16 protein-coding genes and 1 tRNA gene are annotated in these 19,514 nt (G+C 52.2%); 7 read left to right on the top strand and 10 right to left on the bottom strand.

Features of this window, described 5'->3' with window-relative positions:
* Positions 1-272 precede the first annotated feature (272 nt).
* The 3 genes from C0977_RS03690 to C0977_RS03680 are packed head-to-tail and all read left to right on the top strand — an operon-like array spanning position 273 to position 3,344.
* Complete coding sequence (locus tag C0977_RS03690) at positions 273-1,412, top strand: efflux RND transporter periplasmic adaptor subunit (RefSeq protein WP_101912479.1); 1,140 nt, start codon at positions 273-275, stop codon at positions 1,410-1,412.
* A 17-nt stretch (positions 1,413-1,429) separates the two neighbouring features.
* The gene (locus C0977_RS03685; RefSeq protein WP_101912478.1) at positions 1,430-2,137 is read left to right on the top strand and encodes an ABC transporter ATP-binding protein; all 708 of its coding nucleotides are present in this window, start codon (positions 1,430-1,432) and stop codon (positions 2,135-2,137) included.
* On the top strand, positions 2,127-3,344 hold the full coding sequence (locus tag C0977_RS03680; protein WP_023054619.1) for an ABC transporter permease: 1,218 nt from the start codon (positions 2,127-2,129) through the stop codon (positions 3,342-3,344). The genes C0977_RS03685 and C0977_RS03680 overlap by 11 nt, the downstream gene beginning before the upstream one ends.
* A gap of 72 nt (positions 3,345-3,416) precedes the next feature.
* Here C0977_RS03680 and C0977_RS03675 read toward each other — a convergent pair whose 3' ends face one another.
* Positions 3,417-4,079 carry a flavodoxin gene (locus tag C0977_RS03675; RefSeq protein ID WP_231391321.1) on the bottom strand — a complete coding sequence of 221 codons (663 nt, stop codon included), beginning with the start codon at positions 4,077-4,079 and terminating at the stop codon, positions 3,417-3,419.
* A complete protein-coding gene (locus C0977_RS03670) occupies positions 4,012-4,599 on the bottom strand; it encodes a flavodoxin family protein (RefSeq protein ID WP_101912477.1) in 588 nt (195 codons plus the stop codon). The genes C0977_RS03675 and C0977_RS03670 overlap by 68 nt, the downstream gene beginning before the upstream one ends.
* Before the next feature lie 157 nt (positions 4,600-4,756).
* Here C0977_RS03670 and C0977_RS03665 point away from each other — a divergent pair, with 157 nt between their 5' ends.
* Both C0977_RS03665 and ychF read left to right on the top strand, forming a co-directional pair.
* Entirely contained in the window at positions 4,757-5,998 is a 1,242-nt protein-coding gene (locus tag C0977_RS03665; protein WP_101912476.1) for an LL-diaminopimelate aminotransferase, read from the top strand.
* 13 nt (positions 5,999-6,011) lie between these two features.
* Positions 6,012-7,118: a redox-regulated ATPase YchF gene (gene ychF / locus C0977_RS03660; RefSeq protein WP_101912475.1), complete on the top strand. Its 1,107-nt coding sequence runs from the start codon at positions 6,012-6,014 to the stop codon at positions 7,116-7,118.
* 134 nt (positions 7,119-7,252) lie between these two features.
* Here the strand turns inward: ychF and C0977_RS10980 are convergent, their stop codons facing one another.
* From C0977_RS10980 to C0977_RS03650, 3 genes are read right to left on the bottom strand one after another with little or no spacing between them, the layout of a single operon-like run.
* Complete coding sequence (locus C0977_RS10980; protein ID WP_200814205.1) at positions 7,253-7,750, bottom strand: DsrE/DsrF/DrsH-like family protein; 498 nt, start codon at positions 7,748-7,750, stop codon at positions 7,253-7,255.
* 26 nt (positions 7,751-7,776) lie between these two features.
* A complete protein-coding gene (locus tag C0977_RS03655) occupies positions 7,777-9,714 on the bottom strand; it encodes an FAD-dependent oxidoreductase (RefSeq protein WP_200814204.1) in 1,938 nt (645 codons plus the stop codon).
* A 2-nt stretch (positions 9,715-9,716) separates the two neighbouring features.
* Positions 9,717-10,028, bottom strand: coding sequence for an ArsR/SmtB family transcription factor (locus C0977_RS03650; RefSeq protein WP_200814203.1), 312 nt, complete (start codon positions 10,026-10,028; stop codon positions 9,717-9,719).
* A gap of 182 nt (positions 10,029-10,210) precedes the next feature.
* Here C0977_RS03650 and C0977_RS03645 point away from each other — a divergent pair, with 182 nt between their 5' ends.
* Complete coding sequence (locus C0977_RS03645; protein WP_101912473.1) at positions 10,211-12,115, top strand: ABC-F family ATP-binding cassette domain-containing protein; 1,905 nt, start codon at positions 10,211-10,213, stop codon at positions 12,113-12,115.
* 113 nt (positions 12,116-12,228) lie between these two features.
* Positions 12,229-12,304: transfer RNA gene (locus C0977_RS03640), tRNA-Ala, on the top strand.
* A gap of 305 nt (positions 12,305-12,609) precedes the next feature.
* On the opposite strand, the gene C0977_RS03635 is transcribed toward C0977_RS03640, so the two are convergent.
* From C0977_RS03635 to C0977_RS03610, 5 genes are all read right to left on the bottom strand, one after another.
* Positions 12,610-13,797: an MFS transporter gene (locus tag C0977_RS03635; RefSeq protein WP_023054617.1), complete on the bottom strand. Its 1,188-nt coding sequence runs from the start codon at positions 13,795-13,797 to the stop codon at positions 12,610-12,612.
* A gap of 430 nt (positions 13,798-14,227) precedes the next feature.
* Entirely contained in the window at positions 14,228-17,440 is a 3,213-nt protein-coding gene (locus tag C0977_RS03625) for an efflux RND transporter permease subunit (protein ID WP_101912471.1), read from the bottom strand.
* Positions 17,437-18,306 carry an efflux RND transporter periplasmic adaptor subunit gene (locus C0977_RS03620; protein WP_159459025.1) on the bottom strand — a complete coding sequence of 290 codons (870 nt, stop codon included), beginning with the start codon at positions 18,304-18,306 and terminating at the stop codon, positions 17,437-17,439. The genes C0977_RS03625 and C0977_RS03620 overlap by 4 nt, the downstream gene beginning before the upstream one ends.
* A complete protein-coding gene (locus C0977_RS03615) occupies positions 18,264-18,587 on the bottom strand; it encodes an efflux RND transporter periplasmic adaptor subunit (RefSeq protein WP_145995068.1) in 324 nt (107 codons plus the stop codon). Before C0977_RS03615 ends, C0977_RS03620 begins: the two co-directional genes overlap by 43 nt.
* Positions 18,588-18,899: 312 nt before the next feature.
* Positions 18,900-19,463 (bottom strand): flavodoxin family protein, encoded by a 564-nt coding sequence (locus C0977_RS03610; RefSeq protein WP_101912468.1) that lies wholly within the window; start codon positions 19,461-19,463, stop codon positions 18,900-18,902.
* Between the last annotated feature and the right edge of the window lie 51 nt (positions 19,464-19,514).

Genomic DNA, 19,514 nt, shown 5'->3' with positions numbered 1-19,514 from the left:
GTATTCCCCGCGCATGGCAACACCACGAGCAGCACGATGGCGACGTTTTCATCATACCTCTTTTTCATGATTAACGATGGTTTCAATCTTATCCTTCGGCATCGCATCTGTTTCCCGTCATTTTGTTACAGTTTGTTGTAAATATCCGCTCCGACGCCTGTCGAATCTTTCACGCCTGCCCGATTCATGGTATACTGAGTTGCAACTGCGAATTCTTTAAGATTCGCGTTATATCCATACTCAATTACAACATAAAACGATCAGGTGATGACATGACAGTAAACAGTAAAGTGAAAATGGCGATTGCCGCCATTATCATCGCGGCGTGCGCCTTCGGCGCTTATGAATACTACCAGGCAAAAGAAGCGGCAAGCCAGGCTTCGGCAGTGGAGACGGCCGAGGTATCCCGCATGAATTTGAAATCCACCGTTTCCGCCACCGGTACGATCAGCCCCGTAAATTCCGTCGAAGTATCCCCGAAAATCACGGCTCGCATCAGTTCCGTTCTGGTTAAAGAAAACGATACCGTAACCAAAGGCGAAACGGTCGCCACTTTGGACGGCAAGGATTATGAAGCAAAACGCGACCAGGCGCAGTATAAGGTAACTAACACGCAATTAGCATATGAACGGGCCAAATCCCTTTACGAAGCCGGCGCCGGCGCCAAGCAGGATCTGGATAACGCTGCTTATGACTACGATACGGCTGTCAGCAGTTTAACGGCCGCTGAATCGGATGTCGCCGAAACGGTCATTACGGCGCCCATGGACGGCGTTGTCGTCGGCGAACCGAAATCGGCAGGCACGATGGCCGTCCAGGGCAACAGCAGCCCGACAGTCATCATGCGTATTGCCGATACTTCGCAAAAACAGATCCTCGCGAAAATAGATGAAACCGATATCGGCAATATCAAAGTCGGCCAGACGGCAACCTTTACGGTTGATACGTATACAGGCCGCACCTTCACGGCCCGCGTTTCAAAAATATCGAAGACGGACACGAGCAACACCTGGGATACGACATCCAGTTCCTCTTCGTCCTCTTCATCCTCTTCAACGGCCAGCGTCATCTACTATTATGTCACGCTGGACGTCGACGACCCGAACGATGAATTGCGGCTCGGCATGACGGCCCGTGTCGACATCAACACGTCAGAAAAAGAAAATGCGCTGGCCATCCCCATTGCCGCCTTAAAAACCAACAATGACGGTTCCTACGTATTGCGCGTCAATGCTGCCGGACAAACAGAGCAAGTCCCCGTCAAGACGGGCATATACAGTGATGAATACGTCGAAATTACCAGCGGTTTGGAAGATGGCGATAAGGTTTCCATTTCGTACACGGCTTCCAAATCATCATCATCTTCTTCGTCTTCATCAAAGAGCAGCAGGCAAGGGCCTCCGCCAATGTAGGTAAGGAGCGGACTTATATGGATCAAGCAATGATAAAGCTTACAAATATACGGAAAATATATCACATCGGCAGCGAAGACTTTGCCGCGTTGGCCGGCATTTCGTTGGAAATCAAAGAAGGCGAATTCGCCGCGCTGATGGGACCGTCCGGCTCCGGCAAGTCGACATTGATGAACATCCTCGGCTGTCTCGACAGACCGACGGAAGGTTCGTATGTACTGGGCGGTCAGGAAGTCGCTCATCTGACTGATGATGAATTGGCCGAAACAAGAAACAAACGAATCGGCTTCGTTTTTCAAAATTTTAACCTCTTAGGCCGCATATCTGCCCTTGAAAATGTTGCGCTTCCCCTGGTGTATGCCGGTGTCGGTCATAAAGAACGAACGCAGCGGGCCAAAGCCAAGCTGGAAGCCGTCGGTCTCGGTACTTGGGCCGATCACAAGCCGAATGAATTATCCGGCGGACAGCGGCAGCGCGTCGCCATTGCCAGAGCGCTGGTCAACAACCCGCATATTATCATGGCCGACGAACCGACGGGTAATCTCGACACCAAATCGACACGGGATATTATGAGCCTTTTCGAAGAGCTCCACAAAGATAAAAAGACGGTCATCCTGGTTACGCACGAACCGGAAATCGCAGCTTGCGCCAGCCGTCAGCTGTTGCTTGCCGACGGTCTGATCACGAAAGATGCCGGAAAAGGGGTGGTCATGGATGTTGTTTAGTGAAAGCATACGCATTGCCATTTCCGCCCTGCTCTCGAACAAACTTCGCTCCATTCTCACCATGTTGGGTATCATTATCGGCGTCGGCGCCGTTATCGTCATGATTTCCATCGGCATGGGCGTCAAGCAGAATGTAACCAACTCCATTGCCAGCTTAGGCAGCAATATGCTGATCATCATCCCCGGCGCCACAAATTCCGGCGGCGTCCGCACAGCCGCCGGGTCCGGTGAAAAACTCAAACTGGATGACGCCGATGCCATTAAGAAAAAAATCAAGGACATCGACTACGTCTCTCCGACAGTCAATAAATCCTACCAAATCGTCTACGGCAATGAAAACTGGAATACGACGGTCTACGGCGTCACGCCGGAATACCTCAATATTCGTTCGCTTTCCGTCACCTCCGGTTCCTTCGTCAGTCAAGCCGACCTGGATTCGCGCAACCGCGTCGCCGTCATCGGCCCGACCGTCGCCGGCAATCTTTTCGACAGCGTCAATCCCGTCGGCCGTTCGATCCGCATCAACAATCAACCGTACCGCGTTATCGGCGTCCTGGAATCGAAAGGCCAGTCGTCAATGGGACAGGATCAGGACGACGTCGTCATCGTTCCCTTGACGACGGCGCAAGAACGACTGCTCGGTATTACCTACGTTAAGACCATTAATGTGCAGGTTTCCAGCGCCGATAAAATCGAAAGTGTCCAGAGCCAGATCGAAACGTTGCTGCGTCAGCGTCACCACATTATCGGCACCAAGGAAGACGATTTCACCGTTCGCAACCTGACGAGCCTCATGGAGACCATGACCAGCACGACGACGATGCTGACGCTCTTCTTAGGCAGCATTGCCGCCATATCGCTGCTCGTCGGCGGCATCGGCATTATGAATATCATGATGGTTTCCGTTACGGAACGAACTCGTGAAATCGGTATCCGCAAAGCGCTGGGCGCCACCTTCCGCACGATCATGCTGCAATTTCTGATCGAATCCGTCGTCATCGGCGTCATCGGCGGTCTGCTCGGCGTCGCCATGGGCGTCGGTCTCGCCGAAGCGATCCGCATGAGCGGCAAATTTACGCCCGTCGTCACAGCCGCTCCGATCATCGTCTCCTTCTGTTTTTCCGTCGGTATCGGCCTCTTCTTCGGCATTTACCCCGCCCGGAAAGCAGCCCGGCTCGATCCGATCGAAGCGCTCCGCTACGAATAACAACGGAAATAAAAAAAAACGTTCTTTCCAACACTCCCGAAAAAGGGGGATCGGAAAGAACGTTTTTTTCATTTATTCCCGGTACAGCCAGTGCCGGATATCACTCTCGGCGTCACCGACAGTCGTACCGAAAAGAGCCAGCCCCTCTTCCAGTCGGCACGACGGGCAAAGGGCCAAGATGTCTTGAAGGCTCGTACCGAAGCCGCTGCCTTCATGCGTGCAAAACGGTTTGATCGTCATGCCGGAGAAATCATGACTTTCCAAAAAGGCGGCGACAGCCATCGGAATCGTGCCGCACCAATTGGGATACCCGAGAAAGAGAAGATCGTAATCCGCCACATCAAGGTCGTTATGGCGCAGCGCCGGACGGGCCTGCGTCTTTTTCTCCTCTTTGGCCGCCGCTACCGTTTCCCTGTACTCATAGGGATATTCCGCTTCCGTTTCGATGCGAAATGCCGTACCGCCGGTCAACTGTACAATGATTTCCGCAGCCCGTTCCGTATTACCGCGCTGCAGATCGACAATCTTACCGCTCATATAATTCATGCCCCGATGAGAGAAATAGGCAACCAGACATTTTTTCGCCGTATATTCGTTCATAATATCTACCTTTCTGCAATGATAATTCGTGTGATCCTTGGCATCCAAAAGACGCCGGACGATTACCTCAGCCAAGTGAACAGGCTTGCACCATGTCCCGCGCAAATTGCCGCGCGTGGTCCGCTTTTTTTTCATCCATAAACACCGTGTTGTAGCCTAAATGGCGCTCTGCAAACAAGCCGACATAGGTGAGCTTGGAATGTTTGCAGTAACGGCGCATCCCTGCAACGAACAGGTCGGCTCCATGTTCCGGCTTATACCCGCACGTCGTAAAAACGGCCAGACGTTTTCCGGCCCACAGCGACGGCCCCACTTCCTCGCCATAATACTTGTTCAGTCCATAGACCAAACGGTCAAGCATTGCCTTCATCGGCGCCGTACAGTACCATGAGTAAATCGGTGTCGCCAAGACGATCAGGTCGCTGTCCATAACCTGGACGGCAATATCCTGCATATCGTCGGCAATCACGCAGTTAAACCCGGACCAGTCCTTTTGACAGCCGCGACAGGCGATACAAGGAGAAATAGTTTTATCGTAAAGCCAGGTCACCGTATATGCGGCGCCGCTGCGAGACAATTCTTCACAAAAAGGCGTAAGACATTGTGCCGTATTCCCCTTTTTCCGCGGGCTCCCCATGAAAATTGCTGCTTTCATCTGCGCGTCCTCCTCTATAAATAGCTTTTCGAATGATTATTATTTTATTTTATCATAACCAGGGACGAAAGGGAAAACTTTGCAATACGGTCCCCTTGTAGTACAATAAAAGTTGTTACTTACACAAAACGGTATGTGAATTTAAGGAGGGCATTGCATGGCTCATGTAAATGAACATTATCTAAAACTCCCCGGCAATTATCTCTTTGCTACAATTGCCAAAAAAGTGGACGCCTTTTCCAAGGCACATCCCGACGCTTCCATCATTCGCCTCGGTATCGGCGATGTCACGCGCCCTCTGGCGCCGGCAATCATTGAAGCGATGCATAAAGCTGTCGACGAAATGGGCCAAGCGGAAACGTTCCGCGGTTATGGTCCCGAGCAGGGTTACGATTTTCTCCGTCAGGCCATCATCAAGGGAGATTACGAAAAACGCGGCGTTACGCTCGATCCCGATGAAGTGTTTGTCGGCGACGGCGCCAAAACGGACGTTGCCTGTATTCAGGAAATTTTCGGCAATGATATGCGGTTCGCCGTAGCGGACCCCGTCTATCCCGTTTATCTCGATTCCAATGTCATGCTCGGCCACACGGGCGCTTTTGACGCCGACAAAGGCATTTACAGCGGCGTCGTCTATTTGCCCTGCACGCCGGAAAACGGCTTTAAAGCCCAGCCGCCTGCCGAAAAAGTCGATATCATTTATCTCTGCAATCCCAGCAATCCGACGGGAACGGCAATGTCGAGAAAAGAACTGGAAACCTGGATTGCCTATGCCAAAGAAAATAAAGTCGTTCTGATTTACGATTCCGCTTACGAAACCTATATAACGGAAAAGGATGTGCCCCACAGCATTTATGAAGTGGCCGGCGCGAAAGAAGTCGCCATCGAACTCCGCTCCTATTCCAAGTGTGCCGGTTTTACGGGCACGCGCTGTTCCTATGTCGTCGTTCCGAAAGCCTGCATGGCTTATCGGACAGACGGTACGCCTGTCGAACTGAACCCCATGTGGAACCGCCGTCAATGCACCTTTTTCAACGGCACGCCGTACATCATCCAACGCGCCGCGGAAGCTTATTATTCCGAAGCCGGCCAACGGCAATGCCTCGCCGATGTCGACTATTACATGAACAACGCGCACATTATCCGTGACGGCTTACAGGCTGCCGGCTATACCGTCTATGGCGCCACGAATTCGCCTTACGCCTGGGTTCAGACCCCAAACGGCATGAAGAGCTGGGATTTCTTTGATTTGCTGCTCGAAAAAGCGCATGTCGTCACAACGCCGGGATCCGGATTCGGCCCCCATGGCGAAGGGTATCTCCGCCTGACGGCTTTCGGCACGAAAGAAAATACGGAAGAAGCGATACGCCGCATTGCAGCATTGCATTTATTAGCATAAAGGTGGTTGAACAGTGAGCACCAATCTTGAAGTAGGCATTGTCGGCTTGCCGAATGTCGGCAAGAGTACCCTTTTCAATGCCATCACCAAGGCCGGAGCAGAAGCGGCCAATTATCCGTTCTGCACAATTGAACCGAATGTCGGCGTCGTAGAAGTTCCGGATAAACGGATTCAGATTCTGACCGACATGTATGTGCCGAAAAAAACGATTCCCGCCGTCATGCGTTTTGTCGACATTGCCGGGCTCGTCGCCGGCGCGTCAAAAGGAGAAGGCCTGGGCAATAAATTTTTGAGCCATATCCGTGAAACCGACGCCATTGCCGAAGTCGTCCGCTGCTTTGAAGATTCCAATATTACCCATGTGGACGGCTCCATCGATCCGCTCCGCGATATAGAAACAATCAATACGGAGCTCTGTCTCGCCGACCTGGAAACTACGCAAAAACGGGCCGACAGGATCACCAAGATCGCCCAATGCGGCGATAAGAACGCCAAAGCGGAGCTGGCCGTCGTGCAGAAAGTCCTGACGGCACTGGAAAACGGAGAATCTGCCCGCAAAGCGGCCTTGACCAAAGACGAACTGCCGTTGATCAAGGAACTCAATCTGCTGACATTAAAGCCGGTCCTCTACATCGCCAATGTCGCCGAAGAGGAAGTGGCAACGGCCGCTGAAAATCCGTTTGTCCAAAAGGTAGTCGCCTTCGCCAAAGCGGAAGGAGCCCAAGTCGTTGCTGTTTCCGCTAAAATCGAATCGGAAATTGCCGAACTGCCTGCCGACGAAGCGGCCATGTTCTTGGAAGAACTGGGGCTGCCCGAAGCGGGACTGGACAAATTGATCAAAGCAGCCTACGCGCTCCTCGGGCTGATCAATTTCTTTACCGCCGGCGCCGATGAAGTCCGCGCCTGGACCATCACCGACGGTACGAAAGCGCAGAAAGCGGCAGGCAAGATTCACACTGATATTGAACGCGGGTTTATCCGCGCCGAAATCGTCTCCTACGAAGATCTCATTGCCTGCGGCAGCGAACAGGCCGCCAAAGAGAAAGGCCTTATCCGTCTCGAAGGAAAGGACTACGTCATGCAAGATGGCGATGTCACGTATTTCCGTTTCAACGTCTGATCAAAAAAAGGACTGTCAATGACAGTCCTTTTTATATCTTTCAGACCCTATCCGCCGAGGCGGCGAAAAGCCGTTATCTCTATTTCCCGACAGTCTGTGCGAGCCCTCAGGCACGCCGACGCAATCGGAGACATTTAAATAAACAACGTCATGTTCCCCTCTTCCGAGGCGCCCAAGAAGGTCCCGACGCCGACCGTTTCCACCCCGTCGAGCAGTTCTTCCCGCCGCAGTCCCATCGCGTCCATCGACATCTGACAAGCCAGAATACGGACCCCCTGTGCCTGCGCACCGGCAATGAGCTCTTCCAATGACGAAATGTTTTTATCGGCCATGATCTTGCGCATCAGTTTGGTGCCGATTCCCAACATATTCATGTTCGACAGTTTCAGGTTGCGACTGCCGCGCGGCATCATCCATTCAAACATCGTTTCCAGCAATTTTTTTCTGATTCCCGTCCGTTGAGGCTTGCGGATCGCATTAAGCCCCCAAAAGGTAAAGAACATGGTTACCTTTTTGCCCATCGCCAACGCTCCGTTGGCAATGACGAAAGCGGCCATCACCTTGTCGAAATCACCGCTGAAAACGATAATCGTCTTATCGTCTTTCACTCCGGGCAGTGCAGCAGCCGTCATCGGGCTCACGTCCTGCACTGCCTCTCTTACTCCCCCTTGCGCACCCAGACCTTGACCTGGCCGTTGCTCTTTTCCCTGTGGACTACCGTATTTCCCGTTGACCGGCACCAAGCCTCGCTGTCTTGCCAGAACCCCGGATCAGAAGCGGTAAATCGACCGACTTCGCCATCAGGCAACATATCCATGGCCTCTTTGAGCTTCAGCATCGGTCCCGGGCAGGAGATTCCCGTCACGTCAAAGTCCCGGTCGAAGGGAACGGCGCCATCAGTTGCAACGACTGCACAGCGCTCCTGCCCGGCCGGCGCGGCGGAGGGACTGGCGGTAAAACGCTGGTCCATAATATTCATCAGGCCGCCTTGCAGGCTTTTCACGCGGAAACCGTGCTGACGCAAAAGTCGTTCGCCGTAATACGCATTCTGTCCGACTTTACAAGTCGTGATATATTCCTTACGCCGATCCAGTTCGGCCAGCCGTTCCCGCAGCTGCGCCAGCGGTATATGCAGCGGCTGCCCGATCGGAGCGGGTACATAGCCTTCATCAGGACGAACATCGAGGAGAACGGCCCCATTGGCGACGGCAGCCTGCATTTCCTGGTACGTAACGGTCTGCGTCAATCGGTCCAACACGTTTTCCGCCGCGAAGCCGGCCATATTGACGGCATCTTTGGCGGAGCCGAAAGGCGGTGCATAGGCCAGTTCCAATTCGGCCAGATCACGTACGGTACCGCCTTGACGCAGCAACGTAGCCAAAACGTCAATGCGCTTATCGACACCGTCAGCGCCATAGATCTGCGCCCCCAAGACGACGCCCGTATCCGGCGCAAACAGTAACTTGATGGCGATCTTAACGGAGCCGGGATAATAGCCGGCATGATTATCAGCGTAAACCCGCACGGAACGGTACGCCTGTCCTCGCGCCTGCAGAGCCCGTTCATTTTCACCGGTAGCGGCAAAAGCCAGGTCAAAGACGTTAACGATCGACGTTCCCTGCGCTCCCTGATAACGTTCGGCATGGCCGGCAAGGTTATTGGCGGCAATACGCCCCTGGTGATTAGCCGGCCCCGCTAACGCCACCGTCAACGGCATTTCGGAATGAAGGCGGCGCACCTGAACGGCGTCACCGACGGCGTAAACGTCAGCAGTATTCGTTGCCATCGTCTCATCAACAATAATATATCCCCGCTCATTCAAGGCGATACCGCTGTCGCGGAGAAACGCCGTATCTGGACGAATACCGATAGACGCGACGACAAAATCGACGGACAGGCGCCGCCCGCTCTGCGTCGTAATAACCACTTTACCGCCGTCTTCGGCAAAGGACTGCACGCCATCCTGCAAAAGCAAACCGACGCCATGCTCATTTAATTCCCGTTCAGCCCGCAAAACCATATCGGTATCAAACGGCGCCAAAATATGCGGAGCCGCTTCAATCACCGTCGTTTCCATACCGCGCCGCCTCAAGTTCTCCGCCATTTCTATGCCGATAAAACCGCCGCCGATAATGGCTGCGCTGCCCGTTCCGGCAAAACGGTCAGCCATCGCGCGTACCTTATCGATGTCGGGAATCGTACGTACCATAAGAATCTTTTCGCTGTCAATACCGGGAATCGGCGGTTTCAACGGCACTGCGCCCGGAGACAGGATCAGCCCGTCATACGGTTCTTCATAGACAGTGCCGTTGTGCGAAATCGACACAGTCCGCTTCGCCGTATGAACGGCGACGACAGTGCTTTCCGTCCGCACGTCGATGTTAAAACGACCATGTACGGACGCAACGGTCTGGACCAGCAGACGGGAACGGTCCTTGATGACGTCGCCTGCATAATAAGGCAACCCGCAATTGGCGAACGAAATATAGGGGCCCCGTTCCACCAAAATGATCTGCGCGTCTTCATCCAATCGGCGCAGTCTCGCCGCTGCCGACGCACCTCCGGCCACACCGCCGACAATAATATACCGTTTCATATTCAGTCATCTCCTTTTTTTTGCGCTTCTCCTTGAAATAGAATAGACAATACCTGCTTGATCACCGGATCGGCCAGGGCGTACGTAATTTCCACGCCGTGCCGCTCTGCCGTTACAATCCCGGCCAAACGCAACTTCTGCAGATGTTGTGAAATCGTTGACTGCGGCTCCTGCAAACAGGACTGCATATGCGATACGTTGCAGCGCCCGTTGCGCCACAGACCATGCACAATGCAAAGCCGCACAGGATGTGCAATAACCTTCAACAATTCCGCCGTCTCTTTAACCATGGCCTGGTTTTTCATTTCCATCATAATTTCTCCTCTTACTTATCACTTTATTTGAATATTTTATTATTTGAATATCCTTATATTCAAATAATAAAATATATTAGTCGTCTTGTCAAGCTTCTTTTGAAATTTTTCGGAGGCCTTCCTTGCCTAATCAAATATGGTATAATAAAAGTTATTGACAGAAAAACAAGAAAGGAACAACAATGGGCAGCATAAAAGTACAGAAACTCGCCAAGGCCTTCGGCGTGCATACGATTTTTTCCGACGTCTCTTTTGAACTCCGGCGCGGTGAACGTCTCGGCTTGATCGGCGCCAACGGCGCCGGGAAGTCGACGCTTTTAAAATGTCTCATCGGAGAAGAAGACTATGACGGCGGCGCTTTGATTACTTCCGACGGCGAGAGTATCGGTTACTTGCAACAAGATATTTCTTTCCACGAGTCCGTAACGTTGCAGCAGATTGTCGACGCCGCGTGGAAGGACGTTCATCATCTTGAAGAACAGTTAAAACGGACGGAACAGGCGATGCAGAAAATGCCGGACAACACGGAGCTCATCAATCGCTATGCCCGCCTTCAGGATCGATTCGAATGGCTCGGCGGCTTCGCTTACGAAGCCATGACGCGAAAAATCATCTACGGACTCGGCTTTACGGAACAAGACATGACCAGACCGGTACAAGGCTTTTCAGGCGGGCAAAAGACACGAATCAATCTCGCCAAAGCCCTTGTTCGCCGACCGGACTACCTGTTTCTCGATGAGCCGACGAATCATCTTGACATGGCTATGCTCGAATGGTTGGAATCTTATCTCCTGTCCTACGGCGGCGGGATTCTGATCGTCTCGCACGACCGCTATTTCCTCGACAAAGTCACGACAGGCATATTGGAACTGGATCAGGGGACGGTTACCAAATATAAAGGCAATTACTCGCGTTACGTTTCGCAACGGCAGGAACGGCGCAAAACATTGGAAAGCGCCTATAAAAAACAACAGGAACACATCAAGGAGACGGAAGAATATATCCGCAAGTACAAAGCCGGCATCAAGGCGAAACAAGCCCGCGGCAGACAATCCCAGCTAGAGCGGCTGGAGCGGATCGAACTGACCGCTGCAACGACCACTCTCCAGTTTTCCTTCGCTCCCGTTGAAGAATGCGGCCAAAAGGTACTCGTCCTCGACAACATCTGCGGCGGCTACGGCGAAAATGAACTCTTCAGCCATCTGTCGCTGCTTCTGCGCCGTGGTGAAGCCGCCGCCCTGATCGGCCCTAACGGTGCAGGCAAGACGACGCTGGTCAGGATGATTTTAGGTGAAAAAACGGCAACACAAGGACACATTACATTAGGCAGCCGCGTGCATATCGGCTATTTCGCACAAGAGCATACGGATCTTCACGGTCCTTGGTCCGTCTTGGAAGAACTCATGCAGTCCTTCAGTTACGGTGAAGAGGAAGCTCGTTCCCTGTTGGGCAGATTTCTCTTCCGCGGCGACGACGTCTTTAAAACCGTCGACAGTCTCAGCGGCGGCGAGCAGGCCCGCCTGGCTCTCTTGAAACTGTTCCTGCAAGGACCGAATTTTCTCATTCTCGATGAACCGACAAATCATCTCGACATCCCGACACGGGAAATACTGGAACAAGCTCTCCTCGAATTCGGCGGCACGTACTTGATTATTTCCCATGATCGCTATTTTCTCGATAAAATAACGACACGCACCTTGGTACTTGAAGATAAAAAGCTGAAAGACTATCTCGGCAATTACACGTATTACCGGGAAAAAGAGCAGGAAGCGGTTGAACTGTCTGAAAAAAAGCGGACAGAAGAACCGGCGAAAGAAGCCAAAAAGATCTCACCGCCCGCCATGGCGGCCCCTCGAAACGCAGCGGCGAAAACGCCATCATACGGCACGGCACAACAAATTGACAAACTGGAAATGAAAATCGCCGAATGGGAAGCAACGTTGAAAATGTACGAATTCCAGATGAACCAGCCGGAAATGCAACTAAATCCGAACGAGTTGACCGCTATCAATAATGAATACATGAAGGTCCAGGACGAATTGGAAGCAGCCTATGAAAAATGGGAAGCCCTATGTGATAAACAGTAATATGCCCTTTCTGTGAAATAAAGGATACTCCATCCCGACAGATGGCAAAAAACTTCTTGCAAAGTTCTCCGTTTCATGCTATTATATATTTATCGGCGTTATGCATGATACATGGGGGTATAGCTCAGCTGGGAGAGCGCTTGAATGGCATTCAAGAGGTCAGCGGTTCGATCCCGCTTATCTCCACCATTAAGGAAAGAAGGTCTTCTCGTAAAACGGGAAGATCTTCTTTCCTTTTTATGAAATTTTCATAGCCCGTCTGTTTTTTACTCTTTGTATCCCCATACTTTCCGCCTTTCGCAATATGCACGTAAAAAAGCACCGGCAACCTGTGCTTTTTTCTTATAAGGCATTTTTGTCCATCTGTTGATGAAACCCGTCATTCCAACAGGATCTGCCGTTTTTTTCCGCTGTGCAAAAGAAGTGACAGCAAAACGCCTCATTCGGTATGGTTAGTGTTTTACTGGCTATTCCGCACAAAACCTGCGCGCCCTTTAATCATAAACGGATCGGTAAACCATGCGCCAGCACCAAAACGCATTGAGCAGGAGCAGTCCTGCCGTTACGAAGAAAAGATGCCGAATTCCGATAAGCGCTGCCAATTGACCGCCACAAACGGCGCCGGCGAACATACCTAAGAACTGGGCTGATTGGTTAAATCCGTAAATTCGCCCCAAACAAAGTGCCGGCGTATATTGGCGAATTAAATTATTCACCGAAGGCAGCATGCCGGCCAGGGCGATTCCCAACAGGAAGCGTAAAATGCCAAGTTCTAAAGGATTTTCGGCGACTCCTTGCAAAATGAAAGACAGTCCCGCCAAAAACAGGGAAAACAGGAGAACCTTCTGAGAGCCTGCGCGATCAGCTATACCGCCAATATGAGAAGCCGTAAGCATACTGGCAAAGCCCGCCGCCGAGAAAACGGCGCCGGCAATCAGCGCCAAATGATCCGTATCCCCAATCAGTTGATGGATATACACCGTAATAATCGGTTGAATCGACATCGTTGCGAATTGCATCACCAACGTTGTAACAAACAGACCGATAATAAGTTGCAGCTGTGGTAACTGACGAAATGTTTCCCGTAATGTCCGTGCCTTTTCCGCAACTTGCGGCCGCACCGTTTCATGAATCCGAAAGAGCGCTAAGAAACCGAGAAAGCAAAAAAATCCAATGAAGAAAAACGTATGGCGAATCCCGATAATTTCCGAAAGCCACCCGCCCAACAAGGGTCCCAAAAGATTGCCGCTGACTTGACAGGTAAAAAACATCCCCAGAGCCCAGCCGGAATGCTCTTTCGGAGATTCCTGCGCAATAAGCGGAATCACGGCGGCTTGAAACCCGCTCATCGCGCCTTGTGCCAACCGCAGCGCCGCCAACTGGTATACCGATTGCGCCAATCCCATTCCCGCCATGATGAAGGAAAGCCATAAGCTGGCGCGCATAACCATCGGTTTACGGCCATATCGATCTGATAAACGCCCCCAAATCGGCGAAAAAACGGCTAAACTAATAAAATTACAACCATAAATAATACCGGACCAACGTTCAATATCGTCTGTCGCCGTCACCCCCATCGTTGAAATATAAAGCGGCAACATCGGCGCCAATTGACTCATCCCGATAGAAACGATAAAACCTGCACCGCAGCAAATCCATAAATTTTGTTTCCATTTTTCCATATCTATGACCTATCCATCTTCCTCGTGTCGTTTCCTGAGCCACTGCCGCAACTCGTTTTCCTGCACATAATGATGACTATTATTATACGCCCTTTTATCCGTGAATAAAGAACAATAAGGGGAATACAGCGAGTACGCCCGCCGCTTCCGCTTATCGCCGCCACGCCCAACCAAAAGGACCGCTCCCTGAGAAGCGGTCCTTTTGGTTGGTAAACAGGACAACCTTTTTCTTCGGCATGTACGGCCGTCTTCCGTTCCGTCCGAAAGCTAAAAAAAACCTTATACAGCCCGCCCTTCAACGCCATTGCCAACGCGGACAGCAGCCGTTCTTTTCCCGGCTGCCCTCCCGGACAATGCAGTCTGCAAGAAAAGGCAAACCTCAATTCCCTGCACGGGCGAAGGCGGATTTTCTTCACCTCTTGCTTTTTCCTTACCGTGACGAGGCTCGTTTTGTAAATCGTTCCTGCAAGCCATGAAGCCACACATAGAAGACCGGCGTCACATAAAGGGTAAGCAGCTGTGACACCAGCAGGCCGCCAACGACGGCGACGCCCATCGGCTGCCGGGCTTCCCCTCCGGTTCCCAGACCCAAGGCGATGGGCAAAGCTCCGAGAATCGCCGCCGACGTAGTCATCATAATCGGCCTGAACCGCGTTTGACAGGCTTCGCAAATCGCCTCCCGCGCCGATAAGTGCTCCCGCTTTTGCGCCGACAAGGCGAAATCAATCATCATGATGCCGTTCTTTTTGACCAGGCCGACGAGCATGATAATACCGACATACGAGTAGATATCCAATTCCATATGAAAGAGAATCAGGAAGATCAACGCGCCCGCCCCTGCCAACGGCAACGCCGACAGGATGGTAATCGGATGGATGAAGCTTTCATAAAGGATCCCCAAGACGACATAAATGATGAAGATCGTCACCAGCAACAGAAATCCCATATTGGCAAAGGAAGCCGCGTAGGCAGAAGCGCTGCCTTCAAAGTAGCCGGTTACCCCTGCCGGCAAAGCCGTGGCGGCGATTTTCTGAATATCGGCAGCGGCGCTGCCGATGGAATATCCCGGCTGAAGATTGAACTGCAAGGTTACTGCCGGCATCTGGCCGCTATGGCTGACCGATAGAGAGCTGGTTTTCTCCGTAAAATGGCCTAACGAAGACAGCGGCACCAAACCGCTGCTTGCCGTATTACCCAAATTGGCGCTGAGACTCGTATCTCCTGAAGACGCCGAAGTCGTGGTTGAAATCGTACCGGAAGCCGTATTGGTCGATTTACCGGCACTGCTTTTACCGCTTGAGGAATTGGAGGCGGTTCCCGGTTTGATGTACAACCGTTGAAGCATAGATGGATCGGACTGGTATTGTTTCCCCAGATCCAACCAGACATTATACGTATTGCTGGCCGTAGAAATCGTACTGACCTGCCTGTCGGCAAAGGACGAATACAACGCATCCTGAATCTGATTCGCCGAGATGCCCAGCATAGCGGCTTTGTCGCGGTCAATTTCAAAATACAGCGTAGGCACGCTGATCTGCATGGATGAATTGACATCAAGAATACCGGGCAGCGCGGCAAGTTTTTCTTCCATATCCGCGGCAGCCTTGTATAACAAGTCCGGATCGGAACTCGTCAGCGTATACTGCCCTGTTCCGGAACTCTGCTTGCTGCCTATATTAATGGCAGGCGGATTGGACATCGACACTTTTATGCCTGGAATCGCCGCCAGTTTGGGGCGCAGCTCACTGATAATCTGGCTGACCGATTCCTGTCGGCTGCCCTTATCTACCAGACTGACATTGATGGACGCGGCGTTGGATGTAGGCGATCCCACATTCGTCAGCGCTCCCCGCAATCCCGGAATCTGTTGCACGATTTTGTCGACTTGCGCCTCGTGATCGACCATATAGTCAAACGACGCCGCGTCAGCTCCCTGCACTTTTATATTGAAATTGTTCATATCCTGACTGGGAATGAACCCCTTATCGATCTGCGTATATAAAAAAGCGGCCAAAACAAAAATCATGCCCGTCGCAGCGAAGACTTTCACAGGATGATTCAGCGCTGCGGCTAAAGTCTTGGCGTATGTTCCTTTCAGCCGGTCGAAACCGATATTAAACAAACGAAGATACCCTTTTTTATCGCCATCCCGCTGCCGGCTGACCAGATGATAGCACATCAACGGGGTCAGCGTCAGGGAAACAAACCCGGAGAATAAAATGGCGACGCCGATACTGACGGCAAATTCCCGAAAAAGGCGGCCGACAATGCCGTTCATAAAGAGGATGGGAATAAAGACGGCTACCAGCGAAAGCGTCATGGACAACACGGTAAAGCCGATTTCTTTGGAACCCGTAAACGCCGCGGACTTGGGATCTTCCCCTGCTTCCACGCGCCGCACAATATTTTCCATAACGACGACGGCGTCGTCTACGACAAAGCCGACGGCCAGAGACAGGGCCATCAACGAAATATTATTTAAAGAAAACCCGCACAGCTTCATGACCATAAAACTGCCGATAAGCGCTAACGGGACCGTAATACCGGGAATGATCGTGCTCTTCCAGTTGCCGAGGAAAAAGAAAACGACACCGATGACCAGCAGAATCGTCAATGCCAGCGTCCATTGCACATCCCGCACAGAATCCTTAATATAATTGGTCTTGTTATACAATTCGGAGACGGTCAGACTTTGAGGCAGCGAATCGCCGACATCTTTCATTTTATCCGCTACCAGTTGAGCTACTTCTACCGCATTGGACCCCGGTTGTTTATAAACGGAAATGAACACGCCTTGCGCCGTATCATCCGGCGTGATAAAAGTCCGTAAGCTTTTTTCATTGTCATTACTGTCTACGGCCTGTCCTATATCTCGAATGCGTACGGGATTATTATCTTTATAAGCGATAATCAGGTCATTATATTCTGCCGCCTTGAACAGCTGCCCGGACGAATTGATGTTATAGCTGGTAGATCCGTTGGCAATCGTACCGCCCGGCATATTGACGTTGGCCTGACTGATGGCGCTGCTGATTTCGTTGATACCGATCCCCAGCGACGCCAGTTTATCCGGATTGATGCGCACCCGGACGGCATACTGCGCGGAACCCAGTACCTGTACCTGCGCGACGCCGTTAATCCCGGAAAGGGCGGGGATGAGCCGCTCCTGCACATAATTCTCTATATCTGCAGGTTTCATGGTCTTCGAAGAAATAACGTACCGCATGATCGGCTGGTCGGCCGGATTGACCTTCGAAAATGTCGGCGGCGAAGACATATTGGCCGGAAGTTTTTTGCTCGCCGCCGAAATCGCCGCGCTGACATCATTTGCCGCACCGTCAATATCCCGATCCAGCGAAAAAGTCATATTGATCGTCGTCTTCCCCGTGTAGCTGACAGAAGACATGGATTCCACACCGGCTATCGTCGACAGTTGTTTTTCCAGCGGCTGCGCCACGGCAGACGCCATCGTTTCCGGACTGGCTCCCGATAAGGACGCCGAAATCTGAATCCCCGGATAATCGACGTTCGGCAGATCATTGACCGGCAACTGCTGATAGCTGACCAGCCCGAAAAAGAAGATCGTGATCATCACCAAGATCGTCATGACCGGACGTCTGATCCATAATGCCGATAAATTCATGCTCCATCCCCCTCTGACGGGCTTGCCGAAACGGCAGGTTTTACAGATACGGCGCTGCCGTCCTTCAGGTTCAATTGCCCGTCTGTAACAACCGTATCTCCTATGGATACGCCTTTACTGATCACTGCCAGATCGCCCGACACGCCGGAAACCTCAACGGGCCGTATCGCGACGGTATGATCATCTTGAACGATAAATACATATTTCCCCTTCTGTCCGTCCATGACGGCGGCAGCGGGAATGACAAGGCGCTTTTTCGGCTCACCAAGTTGCAGCAGCACCTGCAAAAACTGACCTGGCCACAATTTCAGCCCGTCATTCGAAAACTCCGCTTTCAACCCGATCGTTCCGGATGTCCGATCAATCGTATTATCGATAAAGGTCACCTTGCCGACTGCCAGGACATTTCCCTTCTCCGCTTCTCTGACCGTCGCTTGAATCGGCTGCGCCGCCTGAGCGGCGCTGACCTGCGGCAGACTGGCCTCGGGAATCGTGAACTGCACATAGATCGGATTCATTTGATTGATTACGACGATCTGCGTCTGATTGGCCGTAACCATAGCTCCCACATTCGCTCCGATCGCCCCTGTGCGACCGGAAACCGGCGCCGTTATCTGCGCATGATTCAAACTGATTCTGGCATTCTCCACAGCCGCTTCCAATTGCCGGACCGTTGCATCCTGAACTCCGGCGGTGCTGGACTGTTGCTCATATTCCTGTCGGGAAACGGTTCCCTGCTGATACAGCTCGCCGTACCTTGCAGCCGTATCCGTGTTGTACGTATCATTGCGCCGTGCCGCCTCCAATTGGGCTTCGGCCTGATTCAGTTGTTGCTGAAAAGGAGCCGGATCGATTTGCGCCAACACCTGCCCGGCCTCCACCTCCTGCCCCGGCTCATAGTATCTGCCGTAATCCGCCCCGTAACTTGCGGAATAACGGTTACCGAATTGACCGGCTGCGCCGTGCCGACTGCATCCAGCGTCAGCGGCACCATCTTTTCCGCCGCCTTTTGCACGGACACGGCCACTGCCTTATTCCCCTGCACCTTCGCCGCAGGCTGCCCGTAGCTGCGTATGCCGGCGATGCCTAAAAACACGATGGCAACGATCGCCACGTACTTGTATTTCCCCAAATTCCTCATGTTCATCTTCTCTTATTGCGCCCCTCGCATAAACTGACGATCAACGACTCGCTTCATGTGTAACAATTTACCCGGGCCGGCATAAAACAACAACGTCATGACAGCCTCATAATTGAATTATACTGACCGGATGATGGTTCCGCAACTAAAACACCTTCAGCCGATCTCTTTATTTAAAAATTATTTAACTCTCGAAACGCCTTTCCCGCAGTACCGATTGCGTCACTGTTCACAAAAAAACGCTTCCCCCTACGGAGGAAGCGTTTTTGCCTGCAGTAACCAAACGAAAAGGTTCGCCGTCGGTCACGTCACCGGTCTTTAGCGAATAAAATTAGTGTACAACTTGGCTTCGGCGGTCGGAATTGCAACGCCCGCTCTCCTGCCGGCGTCCAGGCATTGCAGAACCCAAGCCATATTCCGTCCCAAAATACGCATGATCTGCAGCCCTTCGACGTCTTGCTTTACTTCTTCCGGCGTATTGCCGTGTACCATATTCCAGTAGTTCGACGAAACGATCAGCGTTTCATGGTAAGCCAGGTACTTATACAACACATCGAGCGTCGCCGTCGTGCCGGCGCGTCGCGCCGAAGCAACGGCAGCCGCCGGCTTATGGGCCATATACTTGCCCCCGACAGCGGCCAGCTTATCCATAAAGGTAACGATTTCTCCGGACGGTGACGCCCAGTAAACAGGAGAGCCGATGACCAGCCCGTCGGCTGCCTGCAGTTTTTCCGCCGTCTCCCGGACAATGGCGTCCGTAGGCACGGCATGAATAATCTCCGTGACGATCCCCTGCTCCGTCAACGGAGCGGCAACTTCTTGCAGCGCCGTGTACGTACAGCCCTTTTCACGGCGGCTGCCGTTCAATAAGATTACGTTCATCTCTATCACCCCTTCTTAAGTTATACGGAAACAGTACCATATATATCTTTT

This window comes from Megasphaera vaginalis (ex Bordigoni et al. 2020) (genome assembly GCF_900240295.1).
Taxonomy (GTDB): Bacteria; Bacillota; Negativicutes; order Veillonellales; family Megasphaeraceae; genus Megasphaera; species Megasphaera vaginalis.
The sequence above is the reverse complement of the archived record's forward strand: the minus strand, read 5'-3'. Positions and strand labels throughout refer to the sequence as shown.

Coding starts and splice junctions, on each gene's coding strand:
- C0977_RS03635 (WP_023054617.1), bottom strand. CDS start 13,797: ATGGAAAAATGGAAACAAAATTTATGGATTTGCTGCGGTGCAGGTTTT.
- C0977_RS03680 (WP_023054619.1), top strand. CDS start 2,127: ATGTTGTTTAGTGAAAGCATACGCATTGCCATTTCCGCCCTGCTCTCG.
- C0977_RS03610 (WP_101912468.1), bottom strand. CDS start 19,463: ATGAACGTAATCTTATTGAACGGCAGCCGCCGTGAAAAGGGCTGTACG.
- C0977_RS03670 (WP_101912477.1), bottom strand. CDS start 4,599: ATGAAAGCAGCAATTTTCATGGGGAGCCCGCGGAAAAAGGGGAATACG.
- C0977_RS03690 (WP_101912479.1), top strand. CDS start 273: ATGACAGTAAACAGTAAAGTGAAAATGGCGATTGCCGCCATTATCATC.
- C0977_RS03685 (WP_101912478.1), top strand. CDS start 1,430: ATGGATCAAGCAATGATAAAGCTTACAAATATACGGAAAATATATCAC.
- C0977_RS03625 (WP_101912471.1), bottom strand. CDS start 17,440: ATGAATTTATCGGCATTATGGATCAGACGTCCGGTCATGACGATCTTG.
- C0977_RS03645 (WP_101912473.1), top strand. CDS start 10,211: ATGGGCAGCATAAAAGTACAGAAACTCGCCAAGGCCTTCGGCGTGCAT.
- C0977_RS03650 (WP_200814203.1), bottom strand. CDS start 10,028: ATGATGGAAATGAAAAACCAGGCCATGGTTAAAGAGACGGCGGAATTG.
- C0977_RS03675 (WP_231391321.1), bottom strand. CDS start 4,079: ATGAAAAAAAAGCGGACCACGCGCGGCAATTTGCGCGGGACATGGTGC.
- C0977_RS10980 (WP_200814205.1), bottom strand. CDS start 7,750: ATGACGGCTGCTGCACTGCCCGGAGTGAAAGACGATAAGACGATTATC.
- C0977_RS03655 (WP_200814204.1), bottom strand. CDS start 9,714: ATGAAACGGTATATTATTGTCGGCGGTGTGGCCGGAGGTGCGTCGGCA.
- C0977_RS03665 (WP_101912476.1), top strand. CDS start 4,757: ATGGCTCATGTAAATGAACATTATCTAAAACTCCCCGGCAATTATCTC.
- C0977_RS03615 (WP_145995068.1), bottom strand. CDS start 18,587: ATGAACATGAGGAATTTGGGGAAATACAAGTACGTGGCGATCGTTGCC.